Raw genomic sequence first — 23,188 nt, 5'->3', positions numbered from 1 at the left:
GTTGATAATCTATGGATACTATTGATGGCATGAGAACAGTGGTGGCGGTGATTGAAACTGGCTCTTTTACGGCTGCCGCCGAACGCCTGGGCCTGTCCAAATCCCTGACGTCCAAATACGTTAATCAGGTGGAAGCGCAGCTCGGTGTGACACTGTTTCATCGTACCACCCGTAAACTGTCCGTCAGTCCACCCGGTTGGCACTACTATCGCCAAGCGCAGCAGGTCTTGACGCAGTTTGACAAGCTATACAGCCAGCTTGATGCTCACAACCAAACCGCATCGGGGCCACTTCGCGTGACGGCGTCACAAGGTTTCGCCGAAGAGCTGCTCAGTCCGCTCATTCCCGCGTTTCACGCCCAATACCCAGAGATCCAGATTGACTTGCTGGTGACCAATCAAAAGCTCGACTTGGTGGAGCAGGGGATCGACATTGCCTTTCGCGCCAGTACGCTTGATGATTCCGGTTTGCATTACCGCCCACTGATGTCGCTCAGCAGCGCCGTCTACGCCGCGCCCGAGCTCGCCGAGCAGTACGTCGACAGGCCAGCGGCTTTGCCATGCCTGATTGACAGCAACCTACATCCCACCGCGCGCTGGCCCGTGTCGAACACATCGCAGCGCAGCCGTGCCGTCAAGACGGTGTTCAAAAGCAATAGCCCTCGGCTCATTCGCCAGTTGACCCTGGCTGGTATGGGGGCCAGCTATCAACCGGATATTCTGGCGGCGCCTTATGTTCAGCGAGGAGAACTACAAAAACTCGACGAGGATTTCTCAGCCATGACGTTTCCGCTGGCGGCCCTGTACCGCGGCGGCGAGTATCAACCCGAACGGGTCAGGGTCTTTATTGATTTTGTGGCGCAACAATTCGGGACGTGAGGAGGGGCCGCGTAACACTTCTGAGGAGCCAAGATTGAAACGGGGCGGTGCTTGCTTTTATAGTGCAACTTTATCCATATCCACCGGTGAAAAAGAGCGCATGGGTAACAAAAAAATAGCGGTCCTGATTGATTCCGACAATACGCCCCATTCAAAACTGGCGGCGATCATTGAAGAACTTTCCAGTTTCGGCCACATCGTCGTCAAACGCGCCTATGGTGACTTTTCGTCTGAGCGTTTGAAAAACTGGAAGCAACCCTTGAATGAATTGGCGATCCAAGCCAAACAGCAGTTTGCCTACACGTCAGGCAAGAACGCCACCGACTCGCTGATGATCATTGATGCGATGGACCTGCTCTATAGCCAACGTTTTGATGCGTTCGCGCTCATCTCCAGTGACAGCGACTTTACCAGCCTGGCTACTCGGCTACGCGAGTCCGAGATACACGTCATCGGGGTCGGCAAGGCCATGACACCGAGCTCGTTTAAAAACGCTTGTGATGATTTCGTGGCCATCGAAAATTTGCAGGGGGCGACGGAGGTGGATGACGCTCAGCGCAGGCCCAACCAAAACGCGGAACGGGAGCTGTGGCGCCTCATGCACCAAACGTGGCAAAACTATCGAGATGAAAATGGTTGGGTGAAACTAGGGGAAGCGGGTCAGTACCTGAAACGGATCAAGCCAGACTTTGACCCTCGTAATTACGGATTAAAGAAACTGTCGGACTTCTTTGACCAATACCCCACACGCTATAAAACCCGTCACATCAAACGTTCGGGGCTGGAGTTTAAGTTGATCACCAAGGCCCGCCAACTCAAGCTCCAAGGGGCCAACGGCCACACGTAACCTTTTGATAAGTCGGGCTTTGGTGCACACCATCACTGATGAGGAAGGAGGGGAATTTTGTTTTGCATCAGCTTGCTCAAAACAGTAGATGAAGTACAACCAACCAGTTTATATCAAAGATAAACTGGTTGGTTGCTCATGCCAATCCTGACTTCTTAGTGCGACAGCAAAGGCTTCCATCAGACGCTAGATAGAAGCCTTACAGTGAGTTAGTTCTGTTCGACAACGGTGATAGTTTTACTGGCGCTGTCGAAAGACACCCGATAAGTCTTGTAGTCACTGACTACATAGTCTGAGCTTGGATAAGCATTAGTCCAACTGCCATTGTCAATCTTAAAGCGTGCGGGACTCTCTTCACCATTAAATGACTGGATCGTAAAGTATTGTTTGGTTGCAGCGTCATAGCTTAGCTGAGTGAGACCCCATTGGTTAGGTGTGCCTCGGAAATACCATACTTCGTTACCTTCATTATTACACTGGCTGAGCGGAGCCCAAACACCAGCGAGGTAACAAAATGCCCCTTGAGAGGCGATAAGATCAGCTGTCTGATGACTACCATTGTCACTAAAGATAACTTGGGCACTACTTATCTTACTCCCGAAGTCATGGCAGTAAACGCCGTTCTTAAGCTGCATTTGAACACCTGGCCAAGTGGCATTATCGATATTCGATTCGCTGGCGACGTTCCAATAGTACAGGGTTGGAGAATGGAAGTGTTGCTGATTATCAAAACAGATCTCTTGCTCGGTCGCTGGTTTTGGATCCGGGCCACAGTCTGTACAAGCATCACCCACCACCGCGCCAACATGAATGGCAGCAGCATGATCACCGGCAACAGAGAAATCCGCGTAGCCACCGCTGACGGTGATCGTCGATGGGCCTTGCGCTCCCGGCGCGCCAATACACTGCCCCGTCTGCTCATCATAGTTTGCCTCAATGACGTTGCAGTACACATTATCTGGCATGCCAGTGTACAAACGTTGAGATAGAGCGCTACCATAGCGTTTGTTGATCACCACATAACCGAGACCACCGCGGCCGAACGCGATTTGATCGTTTCCGTTTTGCCACCAGTCGGTGACCGTCCACTCTGAGGCGGTATGGTTTCTGAATGAGACCATGTTGGCGATGCCGCGCCATTGGTGCTCACACACCCAACTGCCGCCGTCAAAACCACACGCATCACCTGTATGAACACCGTTGCTCGGTGGCCCTGCATCGAAGTCACCACCAAAGAAATAACCCGACATGATTTTTGGATATCCATATGGGTACGCTAGGGTAAAGATATTGGCGAGATTATAACCATTCCCTGAGACACCATGCCAGATGGGTCCATTAGGGTTGTGTCTCTCTTCATCATGATTGGTCACGAACGTTACGGCATCGCTACTCGAAAGTTCGAGCTCGTGGCCGATGTTGCGAAGGCTCGCAATATCACTGTTTCTAAATGCAGGTCCCACACGTCGAGCGTAATCAAACTCAGTGACATCACCGATATGCTTGTACTCGGAAGGCTTGACCGGCTCTGAATAAGCCCCAATGACTTCTTGGAAGATATAAGGATTGCCGTTAAGTTTATTTTTGATCGCCTCAATATCGCCAGCAGGGATATGTTTGGCTGCATCAATACGGAAACCAGCGACCCCCATGCTGATCGCATCATTCATGTAGTCAGCGATCTTTTGGCGCACATACTCAGACTCAGTTTTTAGATCATTGAGCCCAACTAGGTCACAGTTTTGCACCTGCCAGCGGTTTCCATAATCAATCTCTTTACTGGTGCACGTGTGGAAGTCATTACTGCCATAAGGCACGTCAGGAAACGAACGGTTCCACGCTGCCATGTGGTTGATGACCGCATCAAGGTAGATGTCGACACCAGCTTCTTTACATCGCTGAACCATGCTTTGAAACTGGGCTCTATCACCACTTCGACTGTCAAACGCATAACTGACAGGTTGATAACGTGTCCACCACTGGTTGCCAGAGATGGTTTTATTCGGTGGCGAAACTTGTACTGCCGCGAAGCCTTTCGGCCCGAGAAAGGTTTCACATTCAGTCGCAATATCTTCCCACCCCCATTCAAATAGGTGTACAAAAGCCGTTTTTGGGGTGGCCGCGTGTGCGACAGTGCTGAAAGCTAGACCAGAGCTTACAGCGAGCGCAATTAACGTTGTTTTTTTCATCGATCTCTCATTCATAAAGTTAGACACAGGCTGTTGAATACACTGCACTTTGTAATATGGCCACTCCATCGGGGGTCGGTGTGCGCTTTGTTTGTTAGCGTTGCAGAGGTAAGGAACGTCAGACACAGAGGAGATGCCTCCTTATTCAACAGTGCACTTAATGTTGCACAAATAATAACCAACATGAATTTGTCTTGGTTATATCTTTAAGACTCATCACTAATGGTGTGGGTATTTGAGAGTGCGGTTAGATCCGGCTCACTTAATGTGGCGAAATAATGAGCACATTAAGTGCCTTAGTAGAGTGTTAAGCATGAACAGCGGAAAGTAATGGGATTAAGGCTTGGCTTTTGAGCAGTCACAAAAATAGACTCTCAAAGAGTGAATAGACTATTTGCAGTATCAGTTCGCATAAGGTTGCTGCGATAGTCTTAATATGTGAGCTCATCGACAATTTCTTTGGTTGTACAACGACTACACCAATACGACGTTAACTATCGCCATCGTAGTCGTCGTTAGGCCACGGCCTCTGGACAAAATTGAGCCAGACTTTTCTCTGGCTCGTTATCCTAGATTTGGGTTATTACAGGTCAACCCTAATCGTGAAGCTTTGCGCCTTTAACGATTTTATCCACGAGCTTTTGCTCTGCACATAGTGCAATCCCGACCAAGGGTAAGTGCTCCGTATCATAGGAACGAACGGTGCCTCGATTCGCTTCATCATGACCTGTTGCAAACATATCATCGATGAATATGGCCGTTTCTGTGCTTGCACGATGAGCGCGTTGGATAAAAGTTGGCAGTTTACTTCTCTTCACTTTAAGGACAATTGTTGGCTGAATACAAAGCGGTAGGTAGGTGTTGTCACTCCCATCCACATACCGTTCTCCAGTCTGAACCGCGGATGTTGAAGTGATGCCACCAGATAAAAAACTGACAACATTCAATTTCTGCCATACCGGTAAATCCTCCGCCACAACAATGACAAACTTGGAATTAAATTGCATATAACCTCTTATTAATCAGAACACTAAATCAATGACAGGCGACACGCCCATCTTTAAGCCAACAAACATTAACAACACGGCCATTAGCTTATTCATGACAACTAAGTAGTCAGTTTCGTTTATCTTTTTGCCTATAAGACGCCCTGCAATGTAGTAAACCGTAGGGGCACCAAACGCCAGTAGTGCCAAAATAGCGCACCACACAAAGATGTACCCGCCCGTAATCCCTACGGAGGGAAATTGAACGGTTGCAATAGGTAATGCAACCGTAATGCCTTTCGGATTAAGCAGTTGAAGCATCAAACCGTCTCGCAAATTCATGTTTTGGCTAGGCTTTAATTCAACCTTACCCACTTGGCTTACGAATATTTTGTATGCCAACCAAAGAATGTAGAGAGCCCCCAATATTGCGGTCCATTGTAAGAAAGCATCATTCATTAATGTTTCGCCAATCAGCGAAACCGCGCTGAATAATGCAAACATGGCGATTGAGACACCAAGGCTAAAGCCAAATATTGAACTTTGTTTTTGTATGCCACTGTTTAAGCAGATAGCGTTGACTGGCCCCGGGGTGTACATGACCCCTAGAGCATAAATAATTATGTCCAGCATAGCGTTGATCTTTTGGTCGATGCTTTAGTTGAGGCTAAAGCGAGAGTTGTTTTTGGTATTGGGTTGGCGTGATGCCAAACGTATTTTTGAAGTTACGATTTAGATGACTCAAATCAGAAAAGCCGTACTTAAACGCAATATTCGCGGCATTATCACCTAGCTCTAACTCGTGTTTTACTCGGTTGATTTTATAGCTAAGTACATACTGGTGTGGCGTCATACCAAACTGTTTGTTAAACAGTCGAATGAAATGATATTTAGACATATTGGCAGCGTTTGAAATCTCTTCAATCCCTAGCTTTCGATTTAGGTTGAAGTGAATAAACTCCTTGGCTTGCTGCAATAGTTTGTCTGTTCGCCCATACGCCTTCTCAATGAACGAGCCATCGCCAAGGCGAACAATCGAATGCGCAATGCCCAGCAAGAGGTGCTCTTCTTCTAGTGAAGAAAGCGGCTGTGCTAAGTTCATAGAGCGGGCAAGTGAGATGATCTGGCGTTGCAACACCGCATCGTGAAAGGATGACGCTTTCAATCGAGACTGATCCTTAGACACACTCCCTATGCTTTGCATCAAACTCATCATTGTTGACTCAGGGATGTAGAGCATTTCATACTCCATATCTTTTCCACCTCCAGCATGCCCATCATGAACCTGCTCTGGATTAAAAAAGACAACGTTTCCTGCCTGACTTTTGTGAAAAGCGCCATTGCTGAAAAAGTCCTGACGACCACGGCAAGTCACACCAATACTGAACTCTTCATGAGCATGTTTACTGTAACTAAAGTCTCTCATCTTTGCCGAAAATGAACACAATCCTAGAGTGTGCGCACTTTTTTGATAGCTAAACTGTTCTTGCATTCTGACAGACTCAATCTATTTGGTGGAAACATAAGGAAAGTATAGAGAGCAAGTGATGGTGAAGATAGAACAAAATTGCTCAATGCATAACCGTTACTTTTTCTTACCTAGCAAACGTTGGGGCAATTCTGAGTGACCAACTGTCAACGATAAAGCGTCTGGATCGTGGGAAGTGTTAAGTTGACTATTTATGAATGAAGTATGCGATGACGACTTTGGCAGTGTGGACGGGTGTGAAGAAGCAACCCTCTGTTGAATAGTTAGTGCTAAGCCTTAACTCGACTCTAAAGATTCAACAACAGAAATTGATTAAACCTGCCCGCCGCATCAGCTCAGGCTTTTCAAGCAAAGAGTGTTAGCGGCATTTGATCAGAGAACGTTGGTAAGTTAGACACCCATCAAATCTAAGTGGACTACCGCCTAATTCGATTCCCCAGTATTTCGATGTAACCAAAGGTGTCTGCGCGTGTTGTTTCACGTCATGGATAGAACAGACTTCTTGATTTTAAGGCGATGAATAAATGACTCGACGTCTAGGACTTTCACCGCCATCAAGCTCAGCACATTAAGAAAAACCCTCAATCGATGATTAAGGGCTTTCTCGTACTATGAATTGATAAAATGGCTTAACTTTGGCGTAACTGGGCTTTCGTCAGCGTCACATGCACCTTAGTGATATGACCATTTCGTGCAAAAATTGACTTTGAGACACTGTGAGGAATCGTTAGTTGATCATAGGTTTCGCTTGATCCTGTATTGCTAAAGCAAGTAATGCTTGCCTTATCGGCAATCCGATAGAAAAACGGGATCTGACAGTAGGTAAAGGCAAGTTGGCCTTTCTCAACGTTAAAGCTGCAGTTTTCACCTTGTACATTCTGACAATCAAACTGCGCCGCTTCTGTTAAGAACTCAGCGTGATTAAGGAGAGTCGGGTTGATGTGAATCGTTGCATCCTCAACCTCAAGACCCAGTTCAACAAAGCGTGTAATCACCTCTTCTTTTACCTGACCCGTCATCCCCGGTTGTTGCGCGCCTGCCTGTTTAGGCGTATGTGAATAAGGATCGGTTGGGAAAGCGCCGTAGTTCTGTGGAGTTTTGTTGAAGCCAATGCCTGCACGCACGCTATAGTAGTACTCAGCCAGCTTTAGGGTCTCTTCGCTTTGTGCGTCGAGTTTTCGAGCAACCAGATAGTTCTCTTGAACCGCTAGCAACAGCTTCGATACCATATGCCAGTAGATACAGCCAAGGCCTTCATAACCAAACATGGTGCCAGAGCGACCAGTAAAGGCTTTGTGATTAAATACCTCTTCATATAAAGCTTGGACCTGCTCTTTCACTTCAGCATTTATTGACTTAACGCCCTGTAAAGCCACGGCAAGGTAGCCTGCATTTTCAAAGTCTGGGTTAAAGTGAACGTTACCCTCTGCATCACTGTTGATAATGCGCTGATCACCTTGCTGCAACATCTCATTGAGCGCTGGGATGGCCTCGAGTTTGTCTTGAGGGATGTGGTTTTTATCTGCAAAGCGACTCAAGTCCCGGTCTGGGTAGAGCATAAAGCTGTGTTGATCCGGTCGGTACATGTCGCTGGCAAAGAGTTTGTCCAAAAGCCCAACCGCTTGTTTCGGCGATAACACGCCAGAGCTCAGTACCGCAACCTGACCTTCAAGCATTGGGTAGAGTTGTTCGATTTTGAGTGTTTCCGCCGAGTAAGTGACAATGTTGTATGCATTGTATAGACCGTCTTGGCGCAAGTTGCTGCCAATGCTTGAATCAAGCACCGCTAAGCTAGTAGTGAGCAATTGTTTGACTGTCGATAACTCGACATTGGTTTTACCAGAGAAGCCATTCATGCGGTAAACCTTAGCGCGGTATTGTTCAAATGCTTTCTCTAACTTAGTTAGAATGGCTTTGCGAGTCTGGCGAGTAACGGTTTCGTAGCGAATTTCTTTCTCGGCTTCACTCAGCGTCTTCTCAATCGCGAGCATCCACTCATACACTTCTTTAGAAATGGACACTGAGCTCGGAGCTGCATTGATGAGTTTTTGCATAAAGGCCACATAGCGGCGCATGTAGTACAAAGTCACCATCGACAATCCATTGCCGACAATCGCATTGTTCGCATCGTTCCATTCTGGACGTTGCGTATTGAGCCAGATACCGCCATCTAGCACTAGGTTGCTGAGCTTCGACAGTAGAGGAACCAACACTTTTTCCAGGAGGTTCACCGAGTAAACTTGATTTTCCCCTTCAACGAGCAGTCGGCCGTCGCTGCCTAGTCTGGCAACGCGTTGCTCGATAGTCGCTTGAAGCTCTTTGTCAAAAGCCACGGTGTCTTTTGGATTAGCAAATAACTGCTCAACATTGCACAGTTTGTAGGGCACGTTGGCATAGCTGTATACATCACTGACCAGCAGCGTTTTTAGCTCGTCACTTTGATACTTGTCAGCCAGCTCTAAGAACTTGAGTAGATAGATGATCTGATGATCGCCCCAGTAACCGATGTTGCTCCATGGATCGTCTGGTTCAAGCAGTTCCCAGTCAATTCCGTCTTTGGTAATGCGGTATGGGTTGTAGCCGTCAATGGTCGAAGCGTTAACAAACTTCGCAATAAACGAGGGGATAAACTCCGGGTAGCTCAGAGCAATGGCTTCCCAGTTTTGGAAGATATCGCGCCAGTTACCTTGATAAGAGAGCAAACGCTCACCATTCTCATCTTTAAGCTTAATTTCGTAGTGGTTCCAAGGACGGCTTGGATCACCGTGTCGACGGCCAAACGTTAATGGTAGGTATTCATAGGCTAGGCGGATCAATTGAACGTCTTGAGTTGCTTTGGCTTGGCAAACTAGCTCTCGATGGGTAAAAGTTTCTGGCAGATCGGCAAAGAAAGAGTCATGTTTGTCTGCAACCACTTTGTTGGCGTTAATGATGGTCTTAATCACGTCAGCTTTGTCGAGATCATAGTTGTTCTCAATCACGCCGCCACGCATATTATTAAACAGTACATTTGCGTAGTGGTGGACACTGGTAGTTTCTTCGGCGGTAATTTGCCAAGCATCGGCACCAGACATCAGTGTGATCAGGTCGTTTTGATTGTCAGCGATGCTCTGATCGACTTGTTGGCGTAGTTCTAAAGGCTTGGTGAGTAACTGATTGAGCTCAACGACTTCACGGTGACCTTTGTCGATATCGGCGACGAGCATCCAACCCTGTTGACCATGGGCCTTCAGGGAAAGGGTTTTATGAATGAGGTAACTGCCGCGAACGCCTTTGGTTAGTGTCTCTGGCACTATCTCACGGCCTCGACGGAAAGCGTTCAGTTGCTCACTGGAGAGCAGGGTAGAACACGCTCCCTGACCAAGCGCAAACACGGTACTAGCAAGGAGCGATTCTGCAGGTTCAGCACGGTCACTCAGCTTTGCATACATAGTATAAAGCGCCAGAGGCGAGTTTTCGGAACGCTCATTCCACTTGTAAGCGTCGACCAATGCGCTACGTGTTTGCAGCGCGCTGAGCGGCGCGCCAGAAGGCAATAGATTTTGTAAACCATCAAGCACTTCTAACTCGCGACCCTGACCTGAAAGGTCGCTAAACTCACAATGTCTGATAAAGCCAAAACGCTCACTGCTACTCCAGCTGTAAGTGAATTTAAGCTTTAACGTGTGGTTAAGCTCTTCGAATACGATCTTATCGCCAATGGTATTTTTGTATAAGTTGCGTTCTGTATGGTACAGCCCATCATGGTGGCGGTTGAAAGGTTCCCAAAGTGTCGCACCGTTTTCACTTTTTACTCGAACGATGGTTTTAGAACCTGTGTTCTCTGCGTTTTCATGGATATGATCGACTGAACGATAAGGGAATAGCGCATTTTCAGGACGAATACGACCCGCAGAAAGACAGCCGGTTGATGAGATAAATAACCAATGATCGCTGGCTGATACAACACTGATAAAGAAAGGGCTCATTCGATCAACGTTAGAGATTTTGTAGAATCGCTCGCCCATCAGGTCAACAAACTGACCGCTGATCGCCTGGTTTGCTTGATAGTTAAAGTTCATAGATTTGTTCCTTTTTTGAGCGCATTTGTATTTTTTGGCCGAGCGGGGGCCAAACCAAGCACCATCGGAGTATTTGATGGTCAGCTTGGCTGATAAAATGCACTATTTAGATTGTGTTAAATTCTATTGCTGTGGCTCAAGATGGTGGCAGCGTGCGTAATGATCTTCTCCGACCCTGGTTGGTTCGGGAATAGATTCAGTGCACGCTTCGGTCGCTTTTAAGCAGCGACTTGCGAACGGGCAACCAACACTATTGGGCTTCCAGAGTGGGATTTCCCCTTTTTTGGCTGACAGTTCACGTTTACCCGAGTTGCCCACCTCCGGAACCGCAGAAAGCAGTAGCTGCGAGTAAGGGTGTTGTGGATTTTGTGTCACGCTGTCGCTGTTACCCCATTCGACCATATGACCGACGTACATCACGGCGGTTTTTTCTGCGAAGTATCGAGCAGTGGCAATATCGTGAGTGATGTACATAAACGAAATGCCGTGCTTATCCTTTAAGTCAGACATTAGGTTCAAAATACCTAAGCGCACCGAGACATCGAGCATCGAGATGGGCTCATCGGCAAGAATCACTTCTGGAGAGACCGCGATGGCACGGGCAATGGCAACACGTTGACGTTGGCCACCACTAAGCTCATGCGGGTATTTCTCCGCGGTTTCTTTGACCGGAGAAAGCCCAACCATCTCTAGCAGCTCATACACAAGCTTTGGAATGGCATGCTTTCCTGCGCGATTGTGAATCATCAATGGGCGCGCAATATGGTGGTAGATCGTGTGAACAGGGTTGAGTGAACCAAACGGGTCTTGGAAGATCATCTGCACTTGGCGTGCATACTCTAACTCGCCATTTTCTTTGATGTACTTATCGAGCGGCTGGCCTTTAAACTCAACATCACCGGCGGTTTTGTCGTAGATACGTGTCAGTACGCGTGCGCCAGTACTTTTACCAGAGCCCGATTCGCCAACAATCGCCAGCGCTTCGCCTTTACGTAGGTCGAAGGACACGTCATTCACTGCGCGCATCATAGTGTCTTTGACTGACTGACCAATCGGGAAGTCTTTCACCAAGTTTTTGACTGAGAGAATGACCTCAGGATTTGTTGCATTTTCCATCTTTTTATCCTCTTAAACTAGGTGACAAGAAACGAGATTGCCGTTGTCGACTTTAACCAAAGTGGGCTCAACGTCTTTACACTTGTTGATACACTCAGTACAACGCGCTTGGAAATTACAACCTTGCGGGATCTGTAGCAGGTTAACGGGGTTGCCAGGGATGCCGTACAAGCGCTCTTTGGGACCATGGATGGTTGGGAACGACGAGATCAAACCTTTGGTGTATGGGTGTTGTGGGTTACCAAACACCTCTTTCGCATCCCCAAGTTCAATCAAGTTGCCTGCGTACATAACGCCGATACGGTCTGCGATCTCACCCATCAGGCTTAAGTCATGACTGATGAACAAGATAGAGAAGCCAAACTTGCTTTTCAGTTCATACAGCTCGTTGAGGATTTCACGCTCAACCACGACATCCAGTGCCGTGGTCGGTTCGTCCATGATGATCAATTGAGGCTCTAGCGCCAGCGCAACCGCGATAACCACACGCTGACGCATACCACCACTGAGCTGGTGCGGGAAGCTAGCCATACGATCACCGTGGATACCGACAATGTTAAGCAACTCGACTGCACGTTCATGGGCTTGCTTGTAATTGATTTTGCGGTGCGCAAGAATCACGTCAGTTAACTGCTCACCGATAGTAATTACCGGGTTGAGCGAGTTCATGGCACTTTGGAATACCACAGAGACATCATTCCAACGGAAATGACGCAATTGCTTGTCGTTCATCTTAAGCACGTCTTGGCCGTCGTAAATGATCTCACCCTCAGAGATAAGTGCAGGGGCTTTATGTAGACGAGAGATAGCAAAGGCCAGTGTACTCTTGCCACAGCCAGATTCGCCAGCGATGCCCAGTGTTTCCCCCGGAGCGATAGATAGACTCACGTTGTTTACCGCTCTTGCTACGCCGTTTGGCGATACGTAGTCAACACAAAGGTTGTTGATTTCTAATAGATTGCTCATCGTAGACCTCGGCGCTTATCTGCTTCTTTTTTAAGTTGATACCATAGTTTGATGTGTGGACCAGTACGTAGTTTAGGGTTGCTGACTTGGTCAATTGACATATTGATCAGGGCCAGTGCACCCCCCGTAATTGCGAGTGCCATCGCTGGTACCAGCATTTCCCACCATGCGCCTGTGTACAGTGATGAAGACGTTTGTGCCCAGTAGAGCATTGAGCCCCAGCTTACTTCTGTCGCATCGCCTAGACCAAGGATACCTAAGCCTGCTTCAGCGCCCATTGCGTAAATCACTGTGCCCAAGAAGCCTCCAAATACGATAGAGACAAGGTTTGGTAGAATCTCAACCAGAATGATACGAACCTTCGACTCGCCCATAACCTCTGCAGAGATGATGAATTCTTTGCTGCGAATCGCCATGGTTTGCGCGCGTATGACTCTTGCGCCCCAGGGCCATGAGGTTATTCCGAGTAACACGGTTATCACTAAGGAGCCCACTTGTCCTAAGAAGGCCGCGAGGACGATCAGCAAGGGTAACTGCGGAAAAACCAAGAATACGTTCGTCAAAAAGTTCAAGCGTTCATCAATTTTGCCACCGAAGTAACCTGCGGAAATACCGATGATGACCGCAATGCTCATCGCGATAATACCCGCAGAAATGGCGACGGTGAGCGACTTCTGTCCGCCGTGCAGCACTTGGCTGTAGACGTCACGACCGCTGCGAGTTGTGCCCAGGTAATGCTCAGCACTGATTGGTTGATGTGGACGAGCAACGCGCTTTTCTGGATTGTGTGTCGCTAATACTGGCGCAAAAAGGGCCCCCGCTAGAACGATGGTCAGTAGCAGTCCGCCGATGATCGCTGGAGGATTGCCGTAGAAAAATGCGTAGACTTTGCCTAGCGACTTTTTAATACGCTGCCAAGAAAATTGAGACTCACGAACCGTTAGCGCCGGGTCATTGGCTGGAGGCGTGGTGATTGATTTGTCCATGATGCACCTTAATTTGAGATTCGTGGGTCAAGCCAAACGTAAAGTAAGTCGGCGATAAAGTTTGCTGTCAGAACAGCAGTAACCAAAATAAGCAGAATGGCTTGAATAAGCGGGTAGTCACGCGCAACGATACCCTTAAGCAGGATGTTGCCAAGGCCTTGGTAGTTAAAGACCACCTCTGTCATGATAGAGCCCGCGAATGAGAAGCCAATGGCCATGGCGATAGCGGTTGCAACAGGAAGAATAGCGTTACGGCCTGCATAGCGAGACATCACTCGATAGCTGCTGAGACCTTTTGCTTCTGCCATGGTGACGTAGTCTTCACCGAGTACGTTAATCATGGCGTTACGCATGTTAAAAACCCAAGTAGAAATGCCGACGACCACCATTGACCCTACAGGTAGCACTGCGTGGAGGGCGACGCTTGAAATGAACTCCCAGGTAAATCCTGGCTCTAGTGACGGATCATAAGTGTAAGCAAGTGGCAGCAGCTCAAGCTTTAAGCCAAAGAAATAAAATAGTAACAGAGCGGTAACCACATAGGGGAAGTTACTGATGAACGCGAGTACAGGTGGTACCACCTGACCAAAAATGCCTTCGCGTCGGTAAGAGGCATAAGTACCAATACTCACACCGATAATGAGTGCCACAATCAGAGAGCCTAACGCGAGGAACATAGTCCAAGGTAGTGCCATTGCAATGACTTCAGATACGTTGACGGGGAACATCAACACTGATGGGCCCAAATCCAGAGTGAAGACACTCTTCATGTAAGCCAAGTATTGAACAAAGATGTTGCCATCGACAAATCCGTACATTTCACGAACCGCCTCCATTTGCGCAGGGTCCATGCGACCTTGAGCGGCAGCGAACAGGGCATCAACAGGGTCACCTGGCATTAAGCGAGGCAACATGAAATTGAACGAGATTGCAATGAGAAACGCGGTAAAATAAAAGCCAAATCGGCGAGCTAGAAACGACATAACGAACCTTTTTAATGAGGGAGCCATATTCAGCTCCCCTTTGTACATCGTAGATTGCTGGTAACTCACATATGAGCTACTAACGCAGCATTACTTCAGGTGTAGTTTGTTGAGGATGATGACGCGCTTACCACCGTCATACCATACAGGTTGCACGTATGGGTTGCTCGCACTTGGCCAACCGACAACGTTTTTAGTGCTGTACTGGAACCAAGTTGCATTGGAGAACAAAGGAATAAACGGCAAGTTTTTCGCTGTGTATTCCTGCAACTGAGAGATGATTTTTGCTTGTTCTGCTTCATCACCAATCCCACCAAAGCTATCAATCAGATCATCGATCTCCGCTGAGTTAACACCATGGCCAGCATGCCAGGTTTTACCAATACGAGAAGTATGGAAGTACTCTTGGTACGCCAAAATAGGGTGAGTGGCCACCAGTGACCAGTTGATTGACATGGTGTAGTCACCTTGTTTCAGATTGGCGTCATACACGGCCCAGTCAACGGTTTTAACGTTAGCCTTGATACCGACTTCGTCGAAGTACTCGGTGACCATCTGAACAACTTGAATCCAGTCTGTCCAACCGTTGACCACTTCGATATCAAAGCTGACGGTAGAGCCGTCTTCGTTGTCGCGGTAGCCATCGCCATTGCGATCTTTGATGCCAGCTTCATCAAGCAGTTGCTTGGCTTTTTCTGGGTTGTACTGCGCTAAATGACCGTATTTATCGTTCACGCCTTGGTCGATATGGGTGTTGTACAATTCAGCGATACCACCAACATTGTAGTTAGCGGTTGGGTAGCCATAGGCCGCAATGTCGACGATCATGTCGCGATCCAGTGCCATAGAAAGCGCTTGGCGTACTCGGATATCATCAAATGGTGCTTTCTTGGTGTTGACGTAGAGATGAATGGCGTCGTTCGCTGGGTACCAGAATTTGTGATTGGTTTTATCTGAAGCGACGAATGTCTCTTCAACGCTAGCAATAAAGTTTGAACCCCAATCGATCTCGCCTTTAATGAGTGCAGGCTGAATCTGAGAATTGTCGTTGTATGAACGGAAGTTCACGCAGTCTAGGTATGGACGTCCTTCAAGATAGTAGTTCGGGTTGCGACAGAGCTCCATTTGTTGCGGTTTCAGGAACTTAACTTCAGTCATCGGGCCGCTGCCAACGGGATTAGGATTGGTGAAGGTCGTCAAATCCTCCACTTTTGACCAAATATGCTTAGGTACAATGTGGTAACGCTCTAAGTTCCAAACAAAGGTTGAATCGGGTTCGTTAAGCTCGAAGACAATCGTTTTGGCATCCGGAGCGGTAATCGCTTTTAGGTTCTTACCTGACCAAATCCCTTTTTGGTCAAACGCAGGCGCTTCTTTGGTTAACATAAAACTAAACACAACGTCTTCGGCGGTTAATGGTATACCGTCAGACCATTTTAGATTGTCACGCATTTTTACCGTGATAGTTTTGAGATCATAAGAGTAAGAAAAAGACTCAGCCAAGCGGAAATCCGTTTTCCCCGTCATGTTATTGAATACAATCAAAGGCTCAAACATGATGCCATGGAGTAGGTCCTTGGTGGTGTAAGGGTTGTAGTTATCAACAAAACCCGTATTTACAATAGGGACGGTCAGTGTACCGCCTTGTTTGATGGTTTCGGCTTGAACAGCGCCAGAACACAGAATCCCAGTAGCGAGTGTAGCGATAAGAGTTTTATTCAGCATCTCAAGTTCCTTAGATAGCCATATTTTTAGTGTAGCGACAAAAAGAAAGCGCTTTCTTTGACACTATTGTTAGTGAATAAACTGTCAGCTTCAAACCCAAGTAGTAAAAATCATTCTTAGATCACAAATAGTGCAAAATCGAAGCTAGGCGATGATGGAAATGCTGATTCATTGTAAATACTTGTATATTAATAATATTATTGGAATTATGTGGGGCCGTTTTTAATATGTTGTTTTCATATGCTGCCCTACGTAATGCACAAATATAGTGCGTTGAAGTGTGTTTTTTTGAACAGGATCACCTCGTTTTACTGGATATTTTTGCTTAGTATCACAAAAACGTTAAACATATAAGAAAGCGCTTTCTTTGGCGGATTTGAAGAGTAAAGTAAGGCCGTTATTGGTAATCTCGGAGAAACCATGGATACGTTTTGGAATGGGAATAAGACGGCCGTCAGACAGCGCTATGAATGGGCACTCATCAATCTTTTGTTATCAAAATTCAACGAACACAAAAGCTTGAGTCGTGACCAAACCGATTACCCCAATGCCGAAGATGAAGGGAGGGTGCTCGAACGTGGAGCCAGTGCTCTGGTCACCGTTGCAGGCAATCGAAAGTTCGAAGGCCGCTCATTCATTGAAGTGAAAAAGCCATTATGCTTTGGCTTGTTGGGCCGCCGTGTATTGGTGGTTAAGGACAATCGGGTAAACGAATTTGAGCATTTAAATCAAGCCGCCCTTAAGAAAATGAAACTGGGCGTTCCTGCTACCTGGGTCGATGCAGAGTTGTTTCGTGCCAATGATTATCATGTTGTTGAGCAGGGCAGTTTGGAGCAAATGTTAGCATGGCTTAATGAAGAAAAAGTGGATTATTTATCGTTAGGGGTTGCTGAAGCGCAGGACGTATTAAATAGCTATCCTGAATACTCCCAAGATTTAACCATTGAAACTACTTTGCAGCTCAACTACCCGTTCCCGTTGGTTTTCTATGTCAATCAACGTCAACCTGAGTTGGCTGATATGCTGTCAAGAGCCATCGACGAGATACGACAAACAGGTGAGTTCGAAGCGCTTTACAAGCGCTATTTCGGCAAGGTGATTGAACAATTGGACTTGCCGAATCGGACACAAATTCATTTACATAACCCGCTGGTACCAGAAGGTTACTGAGCAAGTGGATGTAACGATGTAATACAAAGCAAAGTAGCAATAGGAGAGCTGCACTGGCCTTATTTCATCGTGTATACCGAGTCACGCTCGACCATTTCTGGGTTGAGGATATGCTTGGCTTGGTATGCAGCGTCTTTGACCATAGCCAACACGTATTTCGCGGCTTCTCGCCCCATCTCTTGTACAGGAAAATTGACGGTAGTGAGGCGCGGTCTGATATGGGCGCTGTGATAGTCGTTATCAAAACCAACAATAGATAAGTCTTTACCGATTTCGATACTGCGCTCAGCGGCCACATCATAAACAGAAATCGCAATGTTGTCGTTTTGACAGAAAATAGCGGTCAACTCAGGGGCTCTATCTAAAAGGCGGCGAGCACGTTCGTGGTTACCATCGTGATCAAAACGTCCTTCTATGACATAGCTGGTGTTGTACTGAATACCAAACTCATCCAGTGCCATTCGATAGCCTTGTAAGCGGTCTCGGCTATCTCCTTTACTCAATTGACCCGTGATACAGCCGACTTTTGTATGACCGCGGTCAAGCAGGTACTTGGTTGCGATGTACCCACCCAGCTCGTTATTGATGTATATACAATTATCGGCAATGTCAGGAATGTAGCGGTTCAAGATAATCGTAGCTGGATTCTGTTTAACCACATTGATCAGTTCATCGTCAGAGAGCATATCAGAGTGAAGAATAAAGCCATCCACACGCTTAGAACGCAGAAAATCAATCGACTCTCGCTCCTTTTGCAAAGACTCCTGACCACTAGTGACTATCAGGTGGTTGTTGTTGGCACGTACTGTATCTTCGGTGTGGTGCATTAATGGACCGTAAAAGGGACCATCAAGTGACCCCACTAACATACCGATACTGTTAGAGCGACTGGAAGCTAGGGCTTGGGCAAAAGTATTGGGTTGGTAACCGAGTTGCTCAATAGCTTCGAAGACTTTTTGCCGATTACTCTCTTTGACCGTTGGATGGCCGTTGATCGCGCGAGATACGGTTGACTGAGAGACTTTTGCTAATTCTGCGACTTCTTTAATTGTGATCAAGATACTTATCTCTGAATGAATGAAATTATGACCAATACGCCCAGTGCGAAAAACACGAACTCAGAACGGCTTATCGTAATGGCAATCTAGGCGGCAATTCATTGGTCGAAGCGTTAGTTTTACATCTCGCACAATGCCTGTATTGCGGAGTTTAAAAGTATAACCAGTATCTGTGATATAAATCCAAAGAAAGCGCTTTCTTTGAGAGTTGGATCAAGTATTTTTGTGAGGAAAAATGAGTAATATCAAGCGGATTTTTCATACAACGTAATTCTCAGTAAAACCTTTTTGTGGAGTAGGGGGACATGAATCGGTCTGAACCAAGTGTTACGTGCTTTTAGCATTAACAAAGGATCTACAATGTTCAAAACTATCCATATCAAGCCGCTCTTATGTTCTTTAGCTAGTGTTGTCGTTCTTTCTAGCTGCTCTAGTGCGGCTATGGCTTCATCTCAACACGGGGGGAAGATCACGCCTCGAAGTGATTGGCAGTTGGTTTGGGAAGATCAATTCGAAGGCAGCACTATTAGCAAGCGCAACTGGTCATTTGAAGAAAACTGTTGGGGAGGCGGCAATAACGAACTTCAATGTTACACTGCTAGATCAAACAATGCGTTCGTCAGCGATGGCTATTTGCATATAGTTGCTAAGGAAGAAACGTATACCGGCTCCGCTGATCCCCAAGGAAAACTAGATGGTCCGTATAAGACTCTCCCATATACCAGCGCTCGATTGAGCACATTGGGCAAGCGTGATTTTAAGTATGGCCGTGTAGAAGTGCGAGCTAAACTTCCTGCTGGGCAAGGGACTTGGCCTGCCATCTGGATGTTACCTTCAGAAAACAAGTACGGAAATTGGGCGGCATCTGGCGAAATTGATATTGTCGAGGCAGTGAATCTAAAAGCGCAATCTGATGCGCCAGACGCAAAGGAAGGTGACTTAGAGCAGCGTATACACGGTACCCTTCATTACGGTGCTCAATGGCCCAACAATGTAAGCAGTGGAGCAGAGTTCTCATTACCCAATGGTGTCAATCCGGCCGATGACTTTCACACCTACGCAATAGAGTGGGAAAAAGGTGAGATTCGCTGGTATGTCGATAATATCCACTATGCTACGCAAACCCATCATGGCTGGTACTCTCAATACGAGCAAGATGGGAAGATAGTTAATGCCCCGAGTTTTGCTCCTTTCAACGAGAAGTTCCACCTTATCTTGAACCTAGCGATTGGCGGTAGTTGGTCCGGACAAACCAATGAGACGGGTGTTGATGAGAGTATCTTCCCTGCTACGATGCTGGTTGATTCTGTCAAAGTCTATCGCTGCTCTGTGGATCGCTGGAAAGGTAAAGGATGCGCTGCATCAGCACAAGAAGCGACGTTGGTAAAAGGCCATCAAGCACCAGAAATTCTTACACAAGACACAAGCTATGCCGATGGCCCAAACCTAAATGTCTTTATTGATGATTTGAATGCAGCCTTAGCCTTTGACAGTTACGATCCTACCAACGTAGTCGAGCACCAAGTGATAGAAGAGCCGGAAAGAGGACGCGTACTATCGATCATCAAAACCGGGGACGTTGGCAACCTTTATTTCCGCTCGCCGGAAATCGATATTACACACTGGTTAGAGTCTGGTGTGTTGAGCTTCGAAATCCAAGTTGAGTCTAAACAGGATGATACCGAACTATTGGTTAAGGTCGATAGTGGCTGGCCATTGACTAGTGATATTGCGGTTAAACTGGATCAATCGAATCAGTGGCAGACGGTCAAGGTTCCTCTATCTGAATTGGTGGCGCAAGGTAATCGATATCAAGCTGGGAGCTCTGTTGACCCAACCCGAGTGACCAATTTGTTGGTCTTTGAGCCAACGGGCCCTATGTCTTTCAAGCTTAACAATATTATGTGGCGTAAGCACTGAGCTTGAGCTGCTGATACAAGAGCCATGCACCGGCATGGCTCTTTGTTTTTCAGATAGATAAATAGTTCCTGCAAATGCATAATTGTGATCAATATATAAAGAAAGCGCTTTCTATGTGATCTGTGTAACTTTTTGTAGTGACAAAATATCGCTAATATTTCTGACAGAACAAGTAAAAGCGCTCCATTAGCTGGAATTTGTCGCATATATTGCGCATGCATCGAGTTAATAGCCCCCTATAGCGCTCATGCTTGTTCATTTTTTAAAATAAAAAGAAAGCGCTTTCTTTGTGAGCGTACCCTATCAATAATGGAGTTAATATGAAACTGTCAAAGCTTACTCTTGCATGTTTAGCCGTCTCTGCTGGATTCACTTCTTTACCTACTTTTGCAGAAAAATCCGATGGTTTTGAGTTCCATGGCTATTTTCGTGCTGGTGCACTATTTAGCAAGAACGATGATTACAAGCGCTCAAAGTTCCCTGGCTCTAAAGAGAGACTAGGTCGTCTTGGTCTCGAATCAGACAATCATTTTGAGTTGGCATTACAGAAAAATTTTGAAAATGACGATGGTCAGAAAGTTCGCATTAAAACTCGTGCTGGTGCCGATAACGCTCAATATGCGACTAACCAATTAGGTGCCAATGCCGACGCCGCTAACAGCGAGATTGGTATGATTGAGACTTTCGTCGAGTTTGAAGGCGTGAGTGAAACCGGTGTCGTTTGGGGGGGCAAGCGCTTCTACGGTAAAGACAACTATATTTTTATGACAGATTTTTTCTATACCGACATGTCAGGTACGGGGTTCGGTATTGAAGGCGTTGAACTTGGTGGTCAGAAATGGGACTTTGCATATATAGCCAGTGATGATTCTGGTGACACAAGTTTTTACGGCGACAGTAACAACATCATGCATGCTTTGCATACTGGGGTGAACTTCGGTAGCGTTGAGTTACACGCCATGCTGAAATATATGCCAGACAACATCATTGAAGAAAATGGTGTTAATAATCAATACACAAGTAATGGTATGGACCTAACGGCGATTTACCACTCAGATAGTGTGTTCGGTCTTTCTGAAAAAGGCTTTACTAAATACATTGGACAAGTCGGTAAAGGTCTGGGGTCTGGTCAATTATTGGGTGGCACACTCACAACTTATAACACCTATAAACCGGGTAACAATGTCACGTCGTGGAAAATTACCAGTAGTGGATGTGGCAGCTCTTGTGTTAAAGCAGCCAATAATGGTGATGTTTCCGCCCGCGCATTGGTCTGGGGTGGGTATTTCTTTGAGAATGGCGTGAGTGTGTTCCACTCTATCCAAGGTCAATACAACGATATGGACGACGGTAGCACAGATAGCTGGGCATCGGCGATGGTTCGACCAACTTTCCCAATAAATCAGAACTTCTTCATCGCCACAGAAGCAGGTTACCAGTACAACCGGGGTGAAAGTGTCGCTGGCGTGACATCAACAAGTTATGATTACAAGTTTACGGTTGCGCCAACTATTAACGTCAACACAGGCTTCGGTCCTGTGCCAGAGCTACGGTTCTTAGCAACATACCTAGATGGCGATACTCGTGACAAGGCGGATCTTATCGTCGGTATTCAAGCCGATATGTGGTGGTAATTCTCCCACCTACATGGCCACACTTTGGAGCCTGATAGTGCGTCAGGCTCACCTCTTCGTTGAGCCTAAACAGTTTAGCTGACACAGGGATGTGATTTGCCGATGAACGTGGAAAGTGGGGGACGCTTCTTCGCGTTTATATTGCCGCTTATTTTAAGCGGCCTTTTTCTTTTTAGGTCCGCGCTTTATTAAAAGCTTTGCGCACTTAACCTGAGTTGTGCCGGTATTGGGCTCGAAACTGTTTTGGCGTGATGTCGAAAGTGTTTTTAAAACACTTAGAAAAATAGTTGCTATCGCCAAAACCACTCCGCTCGGCAATCGATTGGATCGAGCATTTATCTTCACTCAACAGCAAGGTTTGGGAAAAATTCAATTGTAGTGCTCTGACATACTTGGTCGGCGACGTGTTAAAGAACTGGCGAAACAGTCTTTCAAGCTGACGCTTGCTGATAAATGCGTGCTTGGCAATTTGTTCACTCGATATTTCAATGTTTTGAAAATTCAGCTCAATGTATGCAATGGCACGTCCTAAGGCTAAGGTGGTGGTGGGGAGAGCGCCTTGTTGGTTTTGATAGATTCTTGCCAAGTGAATGACCAATTGCTGCATCGCCCCACTGATCATAATCTCAAAGCCTGCCTCCGCGCGTTCATACTCGTTCCTGATTTGCTCTAACAAACGAATGATGGTCTTTAGCTCCTCTCTTTTGAGGGTGAGCTTGGCTTGATACTCTGAGGATTGACGTGCGAATGGCTCAATTTTGAATAAGGCTTGGTAACCTGCCAAACGTCGCATTGATGAAGACTCAAAAAAGGGGTTTTGGGCATCAAACATCAGATTGATCAGCTTTAACTCTTCTACATCTTGAAAGCCATGCTCAATATCGCCATTGATCACAAACACGTCGCCGGGTTGCAACGAATATTGATGTTTAGCAACGTTATGAATGCCTCTCCCACTGACGACGATGAATAGCTCAGAAAAATCGTGTCTGTGCATCGCAAAATCACTTTTATGATCGCCATCGACATAGGCAAAGCTAAGGTGAGGATGCTTTTGGTGTGTGGCAAGTTTATATTTCTCAATCATGTCGCGTTTTTACCAACTTATGTCGCATTTGTCGTCGTTTTGCGTAATTGGTGAGTTTACTATGGCTCTTATAGGTTGAAAACCACAACAACA

The 23,188-nt window shown here is 46.6% G+C and carries 17 protein-coding genes; 5 read left to right on the top strand and 12 right to left on the bottom strand.

Annotated elements, in window-relative coordinates; all coding sequences use genetic code 11:
* The first annotated feature begins 11 nt into the window (after positions 1–11).
* Complete coding sequence (locus FIU99_RS25495) at positions 12–878, top strand: LysR family transcriptional regulator (RefSeq protein WP_235284539.1); 867 nt, start codon at positions 12–14, stop codon at positions 876–878.
* Positions 879–978: 100 nt separating this feature from the next.
* On the top strand, positions 979–1,725 hold the full coding sequence (locus FIU99_RS25490) for an NYN domain-containing protein (protein ID WP_152472921.1): 747 nt from the start codon (positions 979–981) through the stop codon (positions 1,723–1,725).
* 209 nt (positions 1,726–1,934) lie between these two features.
* Here FIU99_RS25490 and FIU99_RS25485 read toward each other — a convergent pair whose 3' ends face one another.
* The 10 genes from FIU99_RS25485 to FIU99_RS25440 all read right to left on the bottom strand — a co-directional run bounded on the left by FIU99_RS25485 (position 1,935) and on the right by FIU99_RS25440 (position 16,226).
* Entirely contained in the window at positions 1,935–3,914 is a 1,980-nt protein-coding gene (locus FIU99_RS25485) for a starch-binding protein (RefSeq protein ID WP_152472699.1), read from the bottom strand.
* 596 nt (positions 3,915–4,510) lie between these two features.
* On the bottom strand, positions 4,511–4,921 hold the full coding sequence (locus FIU99_RS25480) for a DUF2000 family protein (RefSeq protein WP_152472698.1): 411 nt from the start codon (positions 4,919–4,921) through the stop codon (positions 4,511–4,513).
* A 15-nt stretch (positions 4,922–4,936) separates the two neighbouring features.
* Complete coding sequence (locus FIU99_RS25475) at positions 4,937–5,533, bottom strand: LysE family translocator (RefSeq protein ID WP_152472697.1); 597 nt, start codon at positions 5,531–5,533, stop codon at positions 4,937–4,939.
* A gap of 34 nt (positions 5,534–5,567) precedes the next feature.
* Positions 5,568–6,392 carry an AraC family transcriptional regulator gene (locus tag FIU99_RS25470; protein WP_152472696.1) on the bottom strand — a complete coding sequence of 275 codons (825 nt, stop codon included), beginning with the start codon at positions 6,390–6,392 and terminating at the stop codon, positions 5,568–5,570.
* Between the two features lie 626 nt (positions 6,393–7,018).
* On the bottom strand, positions 7,019–10,450 hold the full coding sequence (locus tag FIU99_RS25465; protein WP_152472695.1) for a hypothetical protein: 3,432 nt from the start codon (positions 10,448–10,450) through the stop codon (positions 7,019–7,021).
* Positions 10,451–10,573: 123 nt separating this feature from the next.
* Positions 10,574–11,566, bottom strand: coding sequence for an ABC transporter ATP-binding protein (locus FIU99_RS25460; protein ID WP_152472694.1), 993 nt, complete (start codon positions 11,564–11,566; stop codon positions 10,574–10,576).
* Between the two features lie 12 nt (positions 11,567–11,578).
* Positions 11,579–12,532 (bottom strand): ABC transporter ATP-binding protein, encoded by a 954-nt coding sequence (locus tag FIU99_RS25455; protein WP_152472693.1) that lies wholly within the window; start codon positions 12,530–12,532, stop codon positions 11,579–11,581.
* Complete coding sequence (locus tag FIU99_RS25450; protein WP_152472692.1) at positions 12,529–13,518, bottom strand: ABC transporter permease; 990 nt, start codon at positions 13,516–13,518, stop codon at positions 12,529–12,531. The genes FIU99_RS25455 and FIU99_RS25450 overlap by 4 nt, the downstream gene beginning before the upstream one ends.
* An 8-nt stretch (positions 13,519–13,526) precedes the next feature.
* Positions 13,527–14,501, bottom strand: coding sequence for an ABC transporter permease (locus FIU99_RS25445; protein ID WP_021456977.1), 975 nt, complete (start codon positions 14,499–14,501; stop codon positions 13,527–13,529).
* Between the two features lie 90 nt (positions 14,502–14,591).
* Complete coding sequence (locus FIU99_RS25440) at positions 14,592–16,226, bottom strand: ABC transporter substrate-binding protein (RefSeq protein ID WP_152472691.1); 1,635 nt, start codon at positions 16,224–16,226, stop codon at positions 14,592–14,594.
* A 420-nt stretch (positions 16,227–16,646) separates the two neighbouring features.
* Here FIU99_RS25440 and FIU99_RS25435 point away from each other — a divergent pair, with 420 nt between their 5' ends.
* Complete coding sequence (locus FIU99_RS25435; RefSeq protein WP_021456975.1) at positions 16,647–17,396, top strand: ABC transporter substrate-binding protein; 750 nt, start codon at positions 16,647–16,649, stop codon at positions 17,394–17,396.
* A 59-nt stretch (positions 17,397–17,455) separates the two neighbouring features.
* Here the strand turns inward: FIU99_RS25435 and FIU99_RS25430 are convergent, their stop codons facing one another.
* Positions 17,456–18,454 (bottom strand): LacI family DNA-binding transcriptional regulator, encoded by a 999-nt coding sequence (locus FIU99_RS25430; protein WP_021456974.1) that lies wholly within the window; start codon positions 18,452–18,454, stop codon positions 17,456–17,458.
* 360 nt (positions 18,455–18,814) lie between these two features.
* Here FIU99_RS25430 and FIU99_RS25425 point away from each other — a divergent pair, with 360 nt between their 5' ends.
* Both FIU99_RS25425 and FIU99_RS25420 read left to right on the top strand, forming a co-directional pair.
* Entirely contained in the window at positions 18,815–20,374 is a 1,560-nt protein-coding gene (locus FIU99_RS25425; RefSeq protein WP_043011799.1) for a glycoside hydrolase family 16 protein, read from the top strand.
* 320 nt (positions 20,375–20,694) lie between these two features.
* Complete coding sequence (locus FIU99_RS25420; RefSeq protein ID WP_021456972.1) at positions 20,695–22,008, top strand: carbohydrate porin; 1,314 nt, start codon at positions 20,695–20,697, stop codon at positions 22,006–22,008.
* A gap of 205 nt (positions 22,009–22,213) precedes the next feature.
* Here FIU99_RS25420 and FIU99_RS25415 read toward each other — a convergent pair whose 3' ends face one another.
* Positions 22,214–23,095, bottom strand: a complete 882-nt coding sequence (locus FIU99_RS25415; RefSeq protein ID WP_152472690.1) for a helix-turn-helix domain-containing protein — start codon at positions 23,093–23,095, stop codon at positions 22,214–22,216.
* Between the last annotated feature and the right edge of the window lie 93 nt (positions 23,096–23,188).

The sequence above is a fragment of the Vibrio sp. THAF64 genome (assembly GCF_009363455.1).
In the GTDB taxonomy this organism is placed as follows: Bacteria; Pseudomonadota; Gammaproteobacteria; order Enterobacterales; family Vibrionaceae; genus Vibrio; species Vibrio coralliilyticus.
This window is presented reverse-complemented; position numbering and strand designations above follow the sequence as displayed.

Coding starts and splice junctions, on each gene's coding strand:
- FIU99_RS25495 (WP_235284539.1), top strand. CDS start 12: ATGGATACTATTGATGGCATGAGAACAGTGGTGGCGGTGATTGAAACT.
- FIU99_RS25490 (WP_152472921.1), top strand. CDS start 979: ATGGGTAACAAAAAAATAGCGGTCCTGATTGATTCCGACAATACGCCC.
- FIU99_RS25485 (WP_152472699.1), bottom strand. CDS start 3,914: ATGAAAAAAACAACGTTAATTGCGCTCGCTGTAAGCTCTGGTCTAGCT.
- FIU99_RS25480 (WP_152472698.1), bottom strand. CDS start 4,921: ATGCAATTTAATTCCAAGTTTGTCATTGTTGTGGCGGAGGATTTACCG.
- FIU99_RS25475 (WP_152472697.1), bottom strand. CDS start 5,533: ATGCTGGACATAATTATTTATGCTCTAGGGGTCATGTACACCCCGGGG.
- FIU99_RS25470 (WP_152472696.1), bottom strand. CDS start 6,392: ATGCAAGAACAGTTTAGCTATCAAAAAAGTGCGCACACTCTAGGATTG.
- FIU99_RS25465 (WP_152472695.1), bottom strand. CDS start 10,450: ATGAACTTTAACTATCAAGCAAACCAGGCGATCAGCGGTCAGTTTGTT.
- FIU99_RS25460 (WP_152472694.1), bottom strand. CDS start 11,566: ATGGAAAATGCAACAAATCCTGAGGTCATTCTCTCAGTCAAAAACTTG.
- FIU99_RS25455 (WP_152472693.1), bottom strand. CDS start 12,532: ATGAGCAATCTATTAGAAATCAACAACCTTTGTGTTGACTACGTATCG.
- FIU99_RS25450 (WP_152472692.1), bottom strand. CDS start 13,518: ATGGACAAATCAATCACCACGCCTCCAGCCAATGACCCGGCGCTAACG.
- FIU99_RS25445 (WP_021456977.1), bottom strand. CDS start 14,501: ATGTCGTTTCTAGCTCGCCGATTTGGCTTTTATTTTACCGCGTTTCTC.
- FIU99_RS25440 (WP_152472691.1), bottom strand. CDS start 16,226: ATGCTGAATAAAACTCTTATCGCTACACTCGCTACTGGGATTCTGTGT.
- FIU99_RS25435 (WP_021456975.1), top strand. CDS start 16,647: ATGGATACGTTTTGGAATGGGAATAAGACGGCCGTCAGACAGCGCTAT.
- FIU99_RS25425 (WP_043011799.1), top strand. CDS start 18,815: ATGTTCAAAACTATCCATATCAAGCCGCTCTTATGTTCTTTAGCTAGT.
- FIU99_RS25420 (WP_021456972.1), top strand. CDS start 20,695: ATGAAACTGTCAAAGCTTACTCTTGCATGTTTAGCCGTCTCTGCTGGA.
- FIU99_RS25415 (WP_152472690.1), bottom strand. CDS start 23,095: ATGATTGAGAAATATAAACTTGCCACACACCAAAAGCATCCTCACCTT.